Here is a 15,398-nt window from a genome sequence, read left to right on the forward strand (position 1 = left end):
CATGGCGGAACCGTCGACGCCTGCACCGTCGCGTGCGTGGCAGGTCGTGCTCGAGAAGATCGAGAACGATCTGCTCGAAGGGCGCCTCGGGCCGGGGGACCGGCTCCCCGCCGAGCGGGAGCTCGCCGGGAGCCTCGGCGTCGGCCGCTCGAGCGTGCGCGAGGCGCTTCGCGTGCTCGAGGTCATGGGACTCATCCGCACCGGCACCGGATCGGGCCCGGCATCGGGCGCGATCATCGTCGCCGCCCCGACGGGCGGCATGCAGGCCCTCCTGAGACTGCAGGTCGCCGCACAGGGCTTCCCCCTCCACGACGTCGTGCGCACGCGGCTCGCGCTCGAGGAAGCCGTCGTCGACACGCTCGCGCGGGACCCGGATCGGAGCATCCGGGAGTCCCGCCGCGTGATGGCGGCGATGGCGGCGACCGATCTGACGCCGGGGGAGTTCCTCGCGCTCGACGCGCAGCTGCACCTGAGCCTGGCCGAGGCATCGGGCAACGTCGTGATCTCCGCGATGATGGCCGGGCTCCGCACATCCATCGAGTCCTACGTTCGCCGGGGCGCCGACAACATCGACGACTGGGATGCGACGGCGGCGCGCCTGCGCGACGAGCACGCCGAGATCCTCGCGGCCGTCGACGACGGCGACCCCGCTCGCGCCCGCCGTCTCGTCAACGAGCACATCTCCGGCTACTACGCCCACGCGGGGCTGTCCCGCTGATCGTCCATCGCAGAAGGAAAAGGAAACCATGGTCCAGCGTCAGCTGCCCAAGCCCGCCGAGCTCCTCGAACTCATGCAGTTCAAGAAGCCCGAGCTGAATCCCACCCGGCGTCGTCTCGAGGGTGCCCTCACGATCTACGACCTGCAGCGCATCGCCAAGAGGCGCACGCCGAAGGCCGCTTACGACTACACCGACGGTGCCGCCGAGGGGGAGCTGTCGCTGGCGCGAGCGCGTCAGGCGTTCGAGGACATCGAGTTCCATCCTGACGTGCTGCGCCCCGCCGAGCACGTCGACACCTCGACCGAGGTGCTCGGGGGACCGAGCGCGCTGCCGTTCGGCATCGCGCCGACCGGCTTCACGCGTCTCATGCAGACGGAGGGCGAGACGGCCGGGGCGGGTGCTGCCGGAGCCGCCGGCATCCCGTTCACGCTGTCGACGCTCGGCACGACCTCGATCGAAGACGTCAAGGCCGCCAACCCCACCGGGCGCAACTGGTTCCAGCTCTACGTCATGCGCGACCGCGACATCTCGTACGGCCTCGTGCGCCGAGCCGCCGAAGCAGGCTTCGACACGCTCATGTTCACGGTCGACACGCCCATCGCCGGCGCGCGACTGCGAGACAAGCGCAACGGATTCTCGATCCCCCCGCAGCTGACGGTCGGCACCATCCTCAACGCCATCCCGCGCCCATGGTGGTGGATCGACTTCCTCACCACCCCCAAGCTGGAGTTCGCGTCGCTGTCGACGACAGGGGGAACGGTCGGCGAACTGCTCAACGCCGCGATGGATCCGACGATCAGCTACGAGGATCTCGAGATCATCCGGCAGATGTGGCCGGGGAAGATCGTCATCAAGGGTGTGCAGAACGTCGCCGACTCCAAGAAGCTCATCGACCTCGGGGTCGACGGCATCGTGCTCTCCAACCACGGTGGCCGTCAGCTGGACCGCGCACCCGTACCGTTCCACCTGCTCCCGCAGGTGGTGCGCGAGGTCGGCAAGGACGCCACGATCATGGTCGACACGGGCATCATGAACGGCGCGGACATCGTCGCATCGATCGCGCTGGGGGCGAAGTTCACCCTCATCGGCCGCGCGTACCTCTACGGCCTGATGGCCGGCGGGCGCGCCGGCGTCGACAAGACGATCGACATCCTGCGCACCGAACTCACGCGCACCATGGCCCTCCTCGGCGTCTCGTCGCTGGAGGAACTCGAGCCGCGTCATGTCACGCAGCTGCAGCGCATGACCCCGATCGCCGCTCCGGGAGCCCGGACCGCACCCCGCACGCGGTCGACGGCGTCGAAGGCCGGCGCGAAGGCTTGACCCCGCCCGCCCGTTCGCAACTCCTCAAGACCGTGCCCGTGGCGGCCCCGTTGGGCGAGTTCGGCGCTCCGCGGCGCGGTTCTTGCGGAGTTGCGAACACGCGCGGCGGCCCTTGGCGGGCCCGGTGGGCCGTCTGTCAGCGCGAGGGAAGGGTGGGGATGAGAGCGTCGAGCACCTCGGCGGTCTCCTCCCACCCGTCCACGGCCTGGCAGGCCACGCCCATGGCGAGCACCGGGTAGTCGTTCCCGTCGGGGTCGAGGCGGTCGCCGATGAAGAGCATGTCGTCCAGGCTGATGCCCGTCTGCTCCGAGAGCCGGCGCATTCCGTACGCCTTGTCGATCCCGCGGTGGGTGATGTCCACCGAGGTCGAGCCGCCCGAGCGCACCTCGAGGTCGGGGATGCGGTCGGCGACGGCCTGACGCAGCGCGTTCTTCTTTTCGCCGGTGGGATCCCAGGCCTTTTTGGCTTCGAGCGGCGCCGTCTGCCCGAGCGCGGAGAAGGTGATCTGCGAGCCGCGGTCTTCGAGGATGGGCCCCCAGGTCTCGCTCTCCCAGAGACCGAGGCGGCGAGCCTCTTCTTCGACGGCGGCGAGGGCGCGGGTCTTCTCGTCGGCGGTCAGGCTGTGTGCGTAGACGGTCTGCACGTCGCCGTCGCGGAGGCGGTAGTACTGGGTGCCGCAGGTGGGCAGCAGGTGCAGGTGCTCGAGCGTCTGCGGGTCGGCCTCCGGCAGGCGTTCGACGACCTGACGGCGGAACTGCGTGAGCTGTCCGCCGGAGATCACGGCGACCTCGACGCGTTCGGCGAGCGCGATCAGCAGGTCGCCGATGCGCGGGTCGATGGCGCTCTTCGAGGGGGCGAGGGTGTCGTCGAGGTCGAAGGCGACCAGTCGGATGCTGTCGGGCACGATTCTCCACATCGTCGATGTTCACCGCACTCGAGGCATGCCGCGCACGCCCCTACAGGAAAGGCCCCACCCGAAGGTGGAGCCTCTCTGCGGTCGGGGTGACAGGATTTGAACCTGCGGCCTCTTCGTCCCGAACGAAGCGCGCTACCAAGCTGCGCCACACCCCGGTGGCAACCCGACGAGTCTACCCTGCTTCGTGCCGTGCTCCCAATCGGGACGGCACTCGTGGCGCGGGCTCAGGAGCGTCGCGCGCGCAGGCCGAGGGCGGCGAGACCGAGGGAGACGAGGCCGATCCCCGCTGCGGCCCACACCTGAACCGGCGCACCCGCGACGGCCGCATCGGCACCGGTCGCGGCGAGGTCGTCGACGATGGTCGCCTCGCCCTCTTCGCCGCATTCGCCGCGGTGCAGCACGATCGGTTCCCCGTCCGACGACGTGGGCCGGTACTGCAGCTGTGCGACCCACTGCACCGTGCCGGATGTCTCCGACACGACCGATGGCGACGTGTACTCGCCGCTGCCCGAGACCGGTACGGGGCTGGTCTCGGTGAGCAGGTCGGTGCAGTCCGGCTCGTCGCCGGTGGCGTGCCGGTAGGCGAAGAAGACCAGCTCGGCGTCGGCCGCCACGTCGAGGCCGGTGACGGTGGCGACGTCGGTGAACTCCTCACCGGTCGCCGCGCGCGGTGTCGCGCGGGTGGTGACAGCGGGCCGTTCGACCACGGTGGTCTCCTCTTCGATTCCACACGCCCCCGTCGAGAGCACGCGTTCTTCGCCTCCTTCCGGCTGCCACCGCAGCTCCTCGACCCAGTAGTACGTCCCCGACGCGTCCGTCGGGACCGCGGGCGAGGTGTGGTCGCCTTCGGCGGTGACGGCGACGGGCTCGGTGACGGCGAGGAGGGCGTCGTCGGTGCATGCGTTCGCCGGCTCCACGCCCTCGCGGGCGAGGTAGAGGCGGAAGACGAGGGAGGTTGCGCCCGTGGTGGGAACGGGGCCCGACACCGTCGCGGTGTCGACGATCGCGGCGCCGAAGCCGGCGGTGGGCTGCGCGCGGGTGACGACGGTCGGCGGGACAGCCGCCCCGGTCTCCTCGGGGATGCCGCAGCGTCCGAGGTGAACGAGCGCACCCTCGGCATCGACGGTCGTCTCCTGCCAGTAGTACGTGCCGAAGTCGGGAACGATCGGTGCCGTGAAGGTGGTCGTGCCCGGCTCGAGGACGTGCTCGGCATCCGATGCCCAGACGAGGTTTTCTTCAGTGCAGGCGTCCTCGGCGGCGACGCCGTCGACGGCGCGGAAGACCGCGGTGCTCACCGAGAGCCCGTCACGGGGGACCGGCGCCGCGACGATCACATCGTCGCTCATGGTCTCGCCCACCGTGAGGTCGGACTCCGCCAGAGAGGACACCGCCGGCACCATCACGGTCTGACTGCGCACCCCGTACTCCTCCTGCCACACGTAGCCCTCCGCCAGACGTTCGCGCACGGGGGCGGATTGGTCCTCCGCCCGGATGCGCCAGACGGCGGTGTAGAAGCCCGGCGCCGTGAGGGGCTCGGACCCCTCGACGCGATAGGTGATCGTCGGTCCGCCGGAGGGGTCCGTCGTCAGAGCGAGGGCGGCGACCGGATCGCCGGGAGCGGGATCGCCCGGGTTCGGCTCGACATCGCTGCGGTACAGGTCCGCCGACGCGCTCACCGGCAGGTAGGCGCCGTCCTCGTCCCGCGGCCAGATACCCGCCCCGACCGAGAACGACACCTCGTCGACGAAGACGCCGTCTGCGACGTAGCGCTCGGCGACCTGTGTGGTGATCGTCGGTGCGAACTCGATGTCCCGCGGATGCTCGTCCGCTCCTTCGACCTCGATCGGGGACGCACCCGCGGGCCCGGCCGTGTCCTGGCCGCCCGGGGTCGTGAAGTATCGCACCGCGGCCAGCGGGGCCGCCGGGAAGGCGCCGACACCGCTCACGGTGACGCTTCCCCCCTCGGCCGACGGGACGACGCGGATCTCATACGTCTCGCCCGCGCGGGCCTTCTCGAGTGTCGTCCCGCCGGACGTGAACTCGGCGCCGGTCAGATCGATACGGCCGGTCCCACCGGCACCGTCCACCTGTGCGGTGACCGTGCCGAGGAGCACGTCATCGGGGTCGGTGGTGAACACGAGGCGGCCGGATCCCTTGGCGGCACCCGCCGAGAGCGCGGTGGCCTCGGCGTAGTACGAGGTCGCGAGTTCCTGCACGCGCTTGTTGTGCTCCGGCGCGAGGGCCGAGAAGGTCCAGTTCACTGCGCCGGCGAGACTGTCGCCGCGGTAGCCGAACGCGTGGAGCGTCTCGTCCCAGTCCGCGATGGCCTTCACCGCCCATCCGACACTCGCCGCCTGCACCGGATCGTCGGTCTGACCGTAGGTGGTCACGAGGTGGTTGATGGCGGTGAGCTGCTTCGCGCTGAGCCCGGCGGCGTCGCTGCGCACCCCGTGATCGGTCGTGGGACCGGTGGGGGCGGCGAGGCCGGGCCGGATGCAGTAGGTGTCGACGTCGCCCACGCGCATGGAGCCGTGCCAGCCGTACTGCGACGTGGGCGCCCACGTGCCGAAGCCGGCCCCCGCTTCGGCCGCTTGCGATGTGGAGGGCGCCAGCCACGACGCGATGACGAAGCCGCCGGAGACGACGGCGATCAGGATCCCGACAAGGAGGAGGGCGCGCTTCATGCTCCGATCGTGCGGGTGCGCCCGTGCCGGAGCGGCGGCGTTCTCCACGCTTGTGGACGGGCCACCGCCGATGGCGTGCTGTGGAGGGGAAGTGGGTCAGGCGCGTGCGGTAAGGGTAACCAGCGATGCCTCGGGGCGGCATCCGAACCGCACCGGCGCGAAGATCGAGTGGCCGATGCCCGCGCTGACGTTGAGGGGCACGTCGCGGCCGGCGCGTGCCCAGCTGCTGAGGCCGCGTGCCTGATCGAGCGGGATGTCGCAGTTGGCCACGAGCGCCGACGCCGAGCCGGGGATGCGCACCTGGCCGCCGTGCGTGTGACCGGCCCACAGGGTGCCTGCGCCGAGATCGACGAACGCGTCCAGCACGTGTCGGTACGGGGCGTGCGTGACGCCGAGGGTGAGGGCCGCCTCCGACCGGTCGCCGAGGGTCTCGAGCGCCCCCGGCAGCGCATCCAGCCGCTCCCAGCCGCGGTGGGCGTCGCTGACGCCGAAGGCGTCGAGGCGCAGACCGCCGACGGCGAGGCTGCCGGCGGCGTTGTTGAGGTCCATCCACCCGAGCTCGTCGCGCAGGTAGGAGTCGAGGGCGTCGGTGTCCAGCGCCACCTCGCGGTGCTTCGTGCGGCTGGGGCCGAGGAAGTACCGGAACGGGTTGCGCGGCGAGGGTGCGCTGACGTCGTTCGATCCGTGCACGAACACCCCCGGGATGCCCCGAAGCGGATCGAAGGCGCGACGGATGCCGGCGAGGCCCTCGGCGTGGCCGAGGTTGTCGCCGGTGTTGACGACGAGATCGGGTTCGAGGTCGGCGAGCGTCGCCATCCACTCCTGCTTGCGATGCTGCCACGGCGCCATGTGGGCGTCGGAGACGTGCAGCACCCGCAGTGCGCGGCTTCCGGCGGGCAGTACCGCGAGCGTGTGGCGACGGACGGTGAACAGGTACCGCTCGATGCCGACGCCCCAGACCGCGGCTCCCGCGCCGACCGCCCCCACTGCCGCGAGGGCGGTGAGGGCGGTCTGGCAGGCGCGTCGCGCCACTAGCAGGACTCGGCGCGGTAGTTCACCGAGATGGTGTCGCTGCGGTTGACGAGCTCACCGGCCCCGGGGCTGGTGCCGGTCACCTGCGTCTCGCCGTTGCCATTGTCGCCGTCGTTTCCGCCGCCGTTGTCGTCATCATCGTCACCGCTTCCGGTGGCCTCGCAACTGCCCGGCTGCACACTGCCGAAGCCTGCCGACCGCAGCGAGCTGACCGCATCCTGCAGCGATTGACCCGACACATCCGGAACCGTCACACCTTGACCGTTGGACGGGCGGATGGTCACGTTCGTGCCACCGGCCACGCGGCCGGCGCCGGGGCTCTGCTCGGCGATCGTGCCTGCGGCTTCGCTCGAGTCGACCTCTTCGCCGACGGTCACGCTGAAGCCCGCCTCCTGAAGGGTGGCTGTCGCCTGATCGACCGACATGCCCACGACGTTCGGCAGGTCGGTGTAGACCGTGCGCAGCAGGTTCTGGTCGGGAGCGGGGAACTCGCCGCCGCCGTACTTCGCGTTCGCGGCCGTCTGCACGCCCTTGCCCAGGGCGTAGCGGTAGTACGCGACGCCATAGTCGAAGACGTCTTCGAATCCCTCGATGTTGCCGACCCAGGCGGCGGTTGCGACCTTCGTGCTCGACTCGACCAGCCACGTCTGCGAGGTCTCGTGCGTTCCGGTCTTGCCGATCACGGGAATACCGTCGTACGGGTTTCCCTGCGCTCCCGTGCCGCCGTTCATCACGCCCTGAAGAGCGTAGGCGGCGGTCGCTGCGACCGACTCCTCCAGCACGCGCTCACACGACCGCTCCGGGACGGCGAGCTCGTTGCCGTCGGAATCGGTCACCCGATCGATCGCCTGCGGCTCGCAATAGACACCACCATTGGCGACTGTTGCATATGCGCCGGCGACCGAAATCGGTGAGACGTTGAGATCACCAAGAACCGAGAAGGCACCCATGTTGTCGGCCTCCGCCGGCTGGCCGGTCTTCGCGTTGACCACGCCCATCTTGGTTGCGTCCGCCTGAATGTCGCACAGGTCGAGTTGCTCTGCCATTGCGAGGAAGCCGGAGTTGAGTGACGCGGCGGTGAACTGCATGGGGGTTCCCACGCGACCCGGGTCCCTAGCGAAGTTGTTGATCGCCTCGGCGCTGTTGTCGATCCACCAGCCACCGTCGACGCAGCTGTTCTGCAGACGCGTGACTTCGTGCACTCGGCCGTTGAGAACCTCATTCAGAGAGTTCCCGTTTTCGAGCCAGTCGATCAAGGTGAACAGCTTGTACGTCGAACCCGCAGAGAAGCCGTTGGACGAGCCAAAAGTCGAGTCGCCGGCGTAGACCAGAGACGTCTTCGTCGGGTCGCCGACGTCGTCGGCCCGCTCGCTGAACGTCTTGTTCTGTGCGATCGAGAGGATGCGGCCGGTCTCGGCCTCGATGCTCACGGTGGTCGATCCGAGCTGCATGCCGTCGATCGACTGCGGCACGGTCTCGTTCATGGTCTGCTCGGCGGCGAGCTGCAGGTCGATGTCGAGCGTGGTGTAGATGTTCAGGCCACCCCGGCGCAGGGCGGCGTCGCGCTCATCCTGCGTCTCGCCGAAGGCGGGATCCTTCGCGATGACGTCCTGCACGTACTTGCAGAAGAACGCCGACCCGCCGGCCTCGGCACAGCCGGAGGACGGCACGGTGATGTTCGGCTCGATGGGCGACTTGGCCGCCTCGACGTACTGCTCCTGCGTGATCTTGCCGTCGTCGAGCATGCGGCTGAGCACGTAGAGCTGACGTCCCTTGGTGAGGGTGTAGCCGTCGGCGGCTGCGAGGTACTCCTCTTCGGTGATCGTGCCGTCGGCCAGGAGCGTGTCGAGGGCGGTGATCGTGCCGTCGCCCTCGTTGACCTCGCCGTCGGGCGCGGTGTTCAGTGGCGCGCCCTCGCTGTTGGTGGTCGAGCCGCCGGGCTGGTCGATGCGGTACGTGTTCGGGTTCTGAACGATGCCCGCGAGCGTCGCGGCCTGGGCGACGCTGAGATCGGACGAACTGACATTGAAGTAGTACCGCGCGGCGGCCTCGATGCCGTAGTTGGTGCCGCCGAAGTTGGCGATGTTCAGGTAACCGAGCAGGATGTCGTTCTTCGAGTACTTCTGCTCCAGCGCGATGGCGTAGCGCATCTCCTGCAGCTTGCGCTGGTAGCCCTCGACGCCGGCTGCGGTGGTCGCCTCGGTCCAGCAGGCGAGCTTGGCGGCGGCCTCTTCTTCGGCCGTCTCGCCCTCGGCGTTGCTCTCGCACTGCTGGATGAGGATGTTCTTGACGTACTGCTGGCTGATCGAGGAGCCACCCTGCGTCTCGCCGCCCTGCGCATTGCTGAGGAGAGCGCGCGTGGTGCCGATGAGGTCGACGCCGCCGTGCTGGTAGTAGCGCGGGTCTTCGCTGGAGAGGATCGCGTCGTACATGACCGGGGCGACCTCGTCGTACGTCACCGGCTCGCGGTTCTGGTCGTAGAACTGCGTCAACTCGACGTAGTCCCCGTCGGAGTTCTTGTAGTAGATGGTGGAGGGAAGCATGAGCTTCTCGATCTCCAGCACGCTCGGCAGCTTGTCGAACATCGTGATGGCGCTCGACGCCGCGGCACCGGTCACGGCGATGGCGGGCGTGACCGTGGCGGTGATGAGAACACCGGCGACCGCGCTCAGGCCGACGAGTCCCAGGATCCCCCCGAGCGCACCGCTAGCCGTCCGATTCTTCTGAGGCATAGGCTTGATCGTAGGGGAGGTAGCTGGGGAACCCCTTGACGACCGGCGCCGATCCGCCAAACGCACCGAACCCCCGAGGAGCCTCGATGACGACGTGGGAGTACATGACCACGCCCCTGCTGATCCACAACACCGCCGCCATCTTGAACAACTGGGGCAAGCAGGGCTGGGAGCTCGTGCAGGTCGTCCCCGGTCCCGAGGGCGGTCTGGTCGGCTACTTCAAGCGTCCCTCCGGCGGCGACGGCGCAGCGAACACGGCGGGGCTGGATGCGGCCGCGCAGGCCGCGCGCCAGTTCGACGGAGGTGCGGCATGAGTGTCTCGGAGCGTCTCGCGGACCTGGGGATCGAGCTCCCGCAGGTGGTGCCGCCCGTCGCCGCATATGTGCCGGCGAAGGTGCACGGCGACCTCGTCTACACCGCAGGCCAGCTCCCCATCGTCGGGGGCGCACTGCCCGCGACCGGCAAGGTCGGTGACGGCGAGGGCCTCGTCTCCGCCGCCGATGCCCAGGTCTACGCGCGTCAGTGCGCGCTGAACGCCGTCGCGGCCGCAGCGGCTGCGGCAGGAGACGTCGACCGGCTGAGCGGCGTGCTGAAGGTGGTCGGCTTCGTCTCGTCCGTTCCCGATTTCACCGGCCAGCCCGGCGTCATCAACGGTGCGAGCGACGTGCTCGGGGAGATCTTCGGCGAGTCGGGCCGCCACGCCCGGTCGGCCGTCGGCGTGCCGGTTCTGCCGCTGGACAGCCCGGTCGAGGTCGAGGTCGTCTTCACCCTCGCCTGAGGCCCGCGTTTCGTCTCGTCGCTGCGCTCCTCGCTCAACGACCGGGGCGCTCGCAGTCGCCTTTTCCGGTCGTTGAGCGAGCGGAGCGAACGAGACGTCCCCTCCACTGACGGTCGTTGAGCGAGCGGAGCGAGACGAAACGTCGCCTCCACGGACGGTCATTGAGCGGGTGGAGCGAGACGAAACGCGGCCGCCCGTCACTCCCGGCCGATGGCGTCACGCACGAGAAGGCGCAGCTGCGGAACCTTCTCCTCGACGAACCACGGGTTCCGCGTGCGCCAGCCGCGCGCGAGGGGCGATGGATGCACGATGGGGTACATCGGCAGGAACGTCTCCGCTGCGCGCACGTTGGCGGTCACATCCGATGACCCGAGATAGCGGCGCTGCGCGTAGCCGCCGATGACGATGCGCAGGCGCACGTCGGCGAACCGCTCGAGGAACATCGGGTGCCAGCGGTCGGCGAAGTCTCGGCGCGGCGGCTTGTCGCCGCTGGTCCCCTTGCCCGGGAAGTAGGCGTCCATCGGCAGCACCGCGACGAGGTCGGGGTTCCAGAATTCCTCGTCGGTCACTCCCATCCAGCTGCGCAGGAGGCGTCCGCTGGGGTCGTCGAAGGCGATGCCGGACGCCTGGGCGAGTCGCCCCGGCGCCTGGCTGAGGATGAGCACGCGCGCCCGCTCGGTGCCGACGATCAGCGGGTCCCATCCGCGCTCGCGCGCCCAGGCGTTGGAGGGATGCTCCGCGACGCGGGCGCGCAACGCGTCGAGAGAGCTCATCGGCCCAGTCTGCCGGGCGGAGCGCGCGGGTGTCGCTATGACGTGATCTTCGCCTGGATCGTGGACATCACCATCGTGTCGGCGAGGGTCGTGGTGTCGCCGACCTCGCGTCCTTCGGCGACGTCGCGCAGCAGCCGCCTCATGATCTTGCCCGACCGGGTCTTCGGAAGCTCGGCCACGATGTAGATGTCGCGCGGACGGGCGATCGGACCGATCTGCTCGCCGACCCAGCGGCGCAGCGTCTCGGCGAGACCCTCGGCCGAGTGGGCGTCGAGGAAGCTCTGCTTGAGGATGACGAACGCCACCACCGCCTGCCCGGTGGTCTCATCCGACGCCCCGACGACGGCGGCTTCGGCGGTCGCTTCGTGCGCGACGAGAGCCGACTCGATCTCCGCGGTCGACAGCCGATGCCCGGAGACGTTCATGACGTCGTCGACACGGCCGAGCAGCCAGACGTCGCCGTCGTCGTCGAGCCGCGCGCCGTCGCCGGCGAAGTAGAACCCGCGATCGGCGAACTTCGACCAGTACGTCTCGACGAACCTGTCGGGATCGCCCCAGATGCCGCGCAGCATGCTCGGCCACGGCTCGGTGACCACGAGCAGGCCGCCGTTGCCGTTCCCCACGTGCTCACCGCTCTCGTCGACGACGTCGACCGCGATCCCCGGGAGGGGCACCTGCGCCGATCCCGGTTTGGCCTCGGTGACCCCGGGAAGGGCCGAGATCATGATCGCGCCCGTCTCGGTCTGCCACCAGGTGTCCACGATCGGTGCGCGGCCCGACCCGATGATCTCGCGGTACCACATCCACGCCTCGGGGTTGATGGGTTCACCGACCGACCCGAGCAGACGCAGACTCGACAGGTCGAACGACTGCGGCACGGTGCGGCCGATCTTCATGAACGAGCGGATGGCGGTCGGTGCGGTGTAGAGCACCGTGACGCTGTACTTCTCGACGAGCTCCCACCAGCGCCCCGGATGCGGCGTGTCCGGCGTGCCCTCGTACAGCACCTGGGTGGCGCCGTTCGCGAGCGGGCCGTAGGTGACGTACGAGTGACCGGTGATCCATCCGATGTCGGCGGTGCACCAGTAGACGTCGGTGTCGGGATGGATGTCGTGCACGACCCGGTTGGTGAAGGCCGCCTGGGTGAGGTAGCCCCCCGATGTGTGCAGGATCCCCTTGGGCTTCCCGGTGGTGCCGGAGGTGTAGAGGATGAACAGCGGCGTCTCGGCGGGGAAGGCCTCCGCTTCATGGTCGGCCGAGGCCGCGGGGACGACGTCGTGCCACCAGAGGTCGCGCTCGGCGTTCCATTCGACGTCGTTGCCGCCGCGGCGCACCACCAGCACGTGCTCGACCGTCTCTTGCGGACCGCTGCCGTTGCGGTCGGCGAGGGCGGCGTCGACCGCAGGTTTCAAGGCCGACACCTTTCCCTTGCGATACCCGCCGTCGGCGGTGATCACGAGCTTCGCGCCGGCATCGTCGATGCGTGCGCGCAGACTGTCGGCGGAGAAGCCGCCGAAGACGACCGAGTGGATGGCGCCGACGCGGGCGACGGCGAGCATCGCGGCGATCGCCTCGGGGATCATCGGCAGATAGATCGCGACGCGGTCTCCCCGGCCGACGCCGAGATCGGTGAGCACGTTCGCGACGCGCTTGACCTCGTCGGTGAGCTCCGCGTAGGTCACGCGTCGTTCATCGCCGGGCTCGCCCTCCCAGAGCAGGGCGACCCGGTCGCCGTGGCCGGCTTCGACGTGGCGGTCGAGGCAGTTGTAGGCGACGTTGAGCTCACCGTCGGCGAACCACTCCGCGAACGGCGGATTCGACCAGTCGAGGGTCGTGGTGAACGGCGTGTGCCAGTGGAGCAGGTCGCGGGCCTGCTCGGCCCAGAACGCCGGGCGGTCGGCCTCCGCCCTCGCGTAGAGCTCGGCGTCGCCGACGGCTGCGGCGGCGAACGCGGGGGAGGGGGAGAATCGCCGATCCTCGCTCAGCAGGTGGTCGATCTGACTGCTCATCGGGGCTCCTTCGCATCGGTGCGGGCGGCGCATGCGGCCGTCCGAGTCGCAGCAAATCTAGCCAGCGGGGCCGCGTCGGACCACCCCCGAGAGGAGGTATCGAGAACGCGCGCAGGAGATATCGAGAACATCACCGATATATCGGAAGGAAAGCGCTCAGAAGGCACTTTCCGCCCCGTCGGGCCACGTACACTCGTCTCGGCCGAACATCGATTCTGGCATCGCGACCCCCGACACCCCCCAACTCCGGGCGGTCGCACACGGCGGCATCCCATTCCCCCCATGGGATGCCGCCTTCTCTCTTTCCGGGACTCCTCCTCCACATCCCGCTACCCGCGCTCGGGCATCCACCGCAGCGTCGCCGGAGCCGTTCCGCTGCTCAGGGTCTCTCTACCGTCGGGGCATGGCCGCTCCTTTCGTCGTCGCTCGTCGAGGCGAGCCGCGCCCTGTTTCGGTGGAGACTCCGGGTGCCTCTGTCGCCGTCGCGGCGACGCCTCCGGTCGTGCGCGCCGAGGCGACCTCGCCCGAGGTGATGCGCCCGTTCGACCGTGTGCTCGAGGACCCGAGTGTGACCGACCTCTTCGTCAGTGCCGCGCGCGGCCTGCACGTCGACCGTGGCGGCGGCGCGCGCCCCGAACCGGGCTGGCGCCTGACCGAGGAAGAGGTGCGCAATCTCGCGATCGCGCTGATCGGAGCGGGGGACCGGCACATCGATGACGCCCACCCGTGCATCGACGTGCGGCTCGCCGAGGGCATCCGGGTTCATGCGGTGCTTCCGCCGATCGCCCTCGCCGGAACCGAGATCTCGATCCGGATCCCGCGCGTGGCTCGTCCGGGGCTCGACGAGCTCGAGCGCTCGGGCATGTTCGACGCGCCCGTTCGCGCCTGGCTGGAGAAGATCGTGGGCGAGCGCCGGAACATCCTCGTCACCGGGGCTGCGGGTGCGGGCAAGACGACGCTGCTCGCCGCGCTGCTGTCGGCGGCCGCGCACACGGAGCGCATCGTCACGGTCGAGGACGTTGCCGAGCTGAGAGTGGGGCATCCGCATCACGTGCGCCTGGAGGCGCGGCAGGCGAATCTCGAGGGTGCCGGGGCGATCGACCTTGCGCGGCTCGTGCGCGAGGCGCTGCGCATGCGCCCGGATCGTCTCGCGGTCGGCGAGGTGCGCGGTGCGGAACTGCGGGATCTGCTGGGGGCGCTGAACACCGGCCACGACGGCGGCGCGGGCACGGTGCACGCGAACGGCATCGCCGAGGTCGCCGCCCGACTCGAGGCCCTCGGCGCGCTCGCCGGCTGGGACGATCGCACTCTCGCTCGACAGACCGTCAGCGCGGTCCATCTCGTGATCCACGTCGCCCGATCCGGCGACGGCGCCCGGCGCATCGCGGCCGTCGGCCGGCCGACCCTCGAGGAGTCGGGTCGTCTTCGCGTGGAGGAACTGACGTGGCCGCCCGCCTGATGCGCCGTCGCGTCGAGCCCGACCGGGCCGATCCGGCGGGGACGGTGCTGCGGCTCGCGGTCATGCTGCAGGCCGGTGTGGGTCCCGCCCGCTCGTGGGAGATGCTCGCGGCCGCCGGCGACATCGCGGCGGTCCGCGTCATGGCCGCCGTCTCCGACGGAGGCGATCTGGCCACGGCGATCGCCTCGTCGGCGGCCGGACCGCCGCATCGGCGCCGAGACCCCGGGGCGTCGGAGCGCGCGGCGGCATGGGGTGATGTGGCGGCCGCGTGGCGCGTCGCGACGACGGTCGGAGCACCGCTGGCCGCGAGCCTGCGCGGATTGTCCGTCGCCCTCCGCGACGCCGAGGAGGCGGCCGACGACGTGCGCGTCGCCCTGGCGGAGCCTCGCGCGACGGCGAGGCTGATGGGATGGCTTCCCGCGGTCGGCGTCGTGCTGGCCGCGGCCTTCGGATTCGACACGTTCGCCGCCCTCACCCGCTCGCCCCTGGGCGCCGTGTGTCTCGTGGGCGGTCTGCTGCTCACCCTGGCGGCGCACCGGTGGAACGCGGTCCTCGTGCGTAAGGCCGGCGGCGCATCCCACATCCCCGGCATGGGGGCGGAGCTGTTCGCCATCGCCTTGAGCGGAGGGGTGTCGATCGCACGCGCGCAGGCACTCGTCGCCTCGGCCTCGGCACTCACGGAAAGCGCCGAGGAGCGCGACGTCGCCGAGCCGGCACTCGAACTCTCCCGTCGGGCGGGCGTACCCGCGGTCGAGATGCTGCGCGCATCGGCGGCTCTCGCGCGACATCGCGCCCGCGTCGACGGACGCCTGCGCGCCGCCCACCTCGCCTCGCGCCTTCTCGTACCGCTCGGGGTGTGCACGCTGCCGGCGTTCCTGCTGCTCGGTGTCGCCCCGATGATGCTCGGCGTGCTCGGGGCCGTGCCGCTCGATCTCCCATCCGCCCCGCCCTGACCCGACAAGCGTGCCCCGAA

The 15,398-nt window shown here is 70.1% G+C and carries 12 protein-coding genes and 1 tRNA gene; 6 read left to right on the forward strand and 7 right to left on the reverse strand.

Annotated elements, in window-relative coordinates; translation table 11 throughout:
- Position 1: 1 nt before the first annotated feature.
- Entirely contained in the window at positions 2 to 718 is a 717-nt protein-coding gene (locus IM777_RS04275) for a FadR/GntR family transcriptional regulator (RefSeq protein WP_194384784.1), read from the forward strand.
- A gap of 28 nt (positions 719 to 746) precedes the next feature.
- Complete coding sequence (locus IM777_RS04280; RefSeq protein ID WP_194384785.1) at positions 747 to 2,042, forward strand: alpha-hydroxy acid oxidase; 1,296 nt, start codon at positions 747 to 749, stop codon at positions 2,040 to 2,042.
- Between the two features lie 136 nt (positions 2,043 to 2,178).
- Here IM777_RS04280 and IM777_RS04285 read toward each other — a convergent pair whose 3' ends face one another.
- The 5 genes from IM777_RS04285 to IM777_RS04305 form a co-directional block, all read right to left on the reverse strand.
- Complete coding sequence (locus IM777_RS04285; protein WP_194384786.1) at positions 2,179 to 2,958, reverse strand: HAD-IIB family hydrolase; 780 nt, start codon at positions 2,956 to 2,958, stop codon at positions 2,179 to 2,181.
- An 81-nt stretch (positions 2,959 to 3,039) separates the two neighbouring features.
- Positions 3,040 to 3,113: transfer RNA gene (locus IM777_RS04290), tRNA-Pro, on the reverse strand.
- A 69-nt stretch (positions 3,114 to 3,182) separates the two neighbouring features.
- Complete coding sequence (locus tag IM777_RS04295) at positions 3,183 to 5,642, reverse strand: hypothetical protein (RefSeq protein ID WP_194384787.1); 2,460 nt, start codon at positions 5,640 to 5,642, stop codon at positions 3,183 to 3,185.
- Between the two features lie 96 nt (positions 5,643 to 5,738).
- A complete protein-coding gene (locus IM777_RS04300) occupies positions 5,739 to 6,674 on the reverse strand; it encodes a metallophosphoesterase (RefSeq protein ID WP_194384788.1) in 936 nt (311 codons plus the stop codon).
- A complete protein-coding gene (locus IM777_RS04305) occupies positions 6,674 to 9,406 on the reverse strand; it encodes a transglycosylase domain-containing protein (RefSeq protein WP_194384789.1) in 2,733 nt (910 codons plus the stop codon). Before IM777_RS04305 ends, IM777_RS04300 begins: the two co-directional genes overlap by 1 nt.
- Before the next feature lie 86 nt (positions 9,407 to 9,492).
- On the opposite strand from IM777_RS04305, the gene IM777_RS04310 reads away from it, so the two are divergent.
- Together IM777_RS04310 and IM777_RS04315 are read left to right on the forward strand one after the other, a co-directional pair.
- Entirely contained in the window at positions 9,493 to 9,720 is a 228-nt protein-coding gene (locus tag IM777_RS04310; protein WP_071044419.1) for a Sp36 family protein, read from the forward strand.
- On the forward strand, positions 9,717 to 10,184 hold the full coding sequence (locus tag IM777_RS04315) for a RidA family protein (protein WP_194384790.1): 468 nt from the start codon (positions 9,717 to 9,719) through the stop codon (positions 10,182 to 10,184). Before IM777_RS04310 ends, IM777_RS04315 begins: the two co-directional genes overlap by 4 nt.
- Positions 10,185 to 10,381: 197 nt before the next feature.
- Here IM777_RS04315 and IM777_RS04320 read toward each other — a convergent pair whose 3' ends face one another.
- Positions 10,382 to 10,957 carry a uracil-DNA glycosylase family protein gene (locus IM777_RS04320; RefSeq protein WP_194384791.1) on the reverse strand — a complete coding sequence of 192 codons (576 nt, stop codon included), beginning with the start codon at positions 10,955 to 10,957 and terminating at the stop codon, positions 10,382 to 10,384.
- A 35-nt stretch (positions 10,958 to 10,992) separates the two neighbouring features.
- Complete coding sequence (acs, locus tag IM777_RS04325) at positions 10,993 to 12,966, reverse strand: acetate--CoA ligase (protein ID WP_194384792.1); 1,974 nt, start codon at positions 12,964 to 12,966, stop codon at positions 10,993 to 10,995.
- Positions 12,967 to 13,369: 403 nt separating this feature from the next.
- On the opposite strand from acs, the gene IM777_RS04330 reads away from it, so the two are divergent.
- Both IM777_RS04330 and IM777_RS04335 read left to right on the forward strand, forming a co-directional pair.
- Positions 13,370 to 14,425 (forward strand): TadA family conjugal transfer-associated ATPase, encoded by a 1,056-nt coding sequence (locus IM777_RS04330; protein ID WP_194384793.1) that lies wholly within the window; start codon positions 13,370 to 13,372, stop codon positions 14,423 to 14,425.
- Positions 14,410 to 15,378: a type II secretion system F family protein gene (locus IM777_RS04335; RefSeq protein WP_336510685.1), complete on the forward strand. Its 969-nt coding sequence runs from the start codon at positions 14,410 to 14,412 to the stop codon at positions 15,376 to 15,378. Before IM777_RS04330 ends, IM777_RS04335 begins: the two co-directional genes overlap by 16 nt.
- Positions 15,379 to 15,398 lie beyond the last annotated feature (20 nt).

Source organism: Microbacterium luteum (genome assembly GCF_015277875.1).
Lineage (GTDB): Bacteria > Actinomycetota > Actinomycetes > Actinomycetales > Microbacteriaceae > Microbacterium > Microbacterium luteum.

Coding starts and splice junctions, on each gene's coding strand:
- IM777_RS04275 (WP_194384784.1), top strand. CDS start 2: ATGGCGGAACCGTCGACGCCTGCACCGTCGCGTGCGTGGCAGGTCGTG.
- IM777_RS04280 (WP_194384785.1), top strand. CDS start 747: ATGGTCCAGCGTCAGCTGCCCAAGCCCGCCGAGCTCCTCGAACTCATG.
- IM777_RS04285 (WP_194384786.1), bottom strand. CDS start 2,958: ATGTGGAGAATCGTGCCCGACAGCATCCGACTGGTCGCCTTCGACCTC.
- IM777_RS04295 (WP_194384787.1), bottom strand. CDS start 5,642: ATGAAGCGCGCCCTCCTCCTTGTCGGGATCCTGATCGCCGTCGTCTCC.
- IM777_RS04305 (WP_194384789.1), bottom strand. CDS start 9,406: ATGCCTCAGAAGAATCGGACGGCTAGCGGTGCGCTCGGGGGGATCCTG.
- IM777_RS04310 (WP_071044419.1), top strand. CDS start 9,493: ATGACGACGTGGGAGTACATGACCACGCCCCTGCTGATCCACAACACC.
- IM777_RS04315 (WP_194384790.1), top strand. CDS start 9,717: ATGAGTGTCTCGGAGCGTCTCGCGGACCTGGGGATCGAGCTCCCGCAG.
- IM777_RS04320 (WP_194384791.1), bottom strand. CDS start 10,957: ATGAGCTCTCTCGACGCGTTGCGCGCCCGCGTCGCGGAGCATCCCTCC.
- acs (WP_194384792.1), bottom strand. CDS start 12,966: ATGAGCAGTCAGATCGACCACCTGCTGAGCGAGGATCGGCGATTCTCC.
- IM777_RS04330 (WP_194384793.1), top strand. CDS start 13,370: ATGGCCGCTCCTTTCGTCGTCGCTCGTCGAGGCGAGCCGCGCCCTGTT.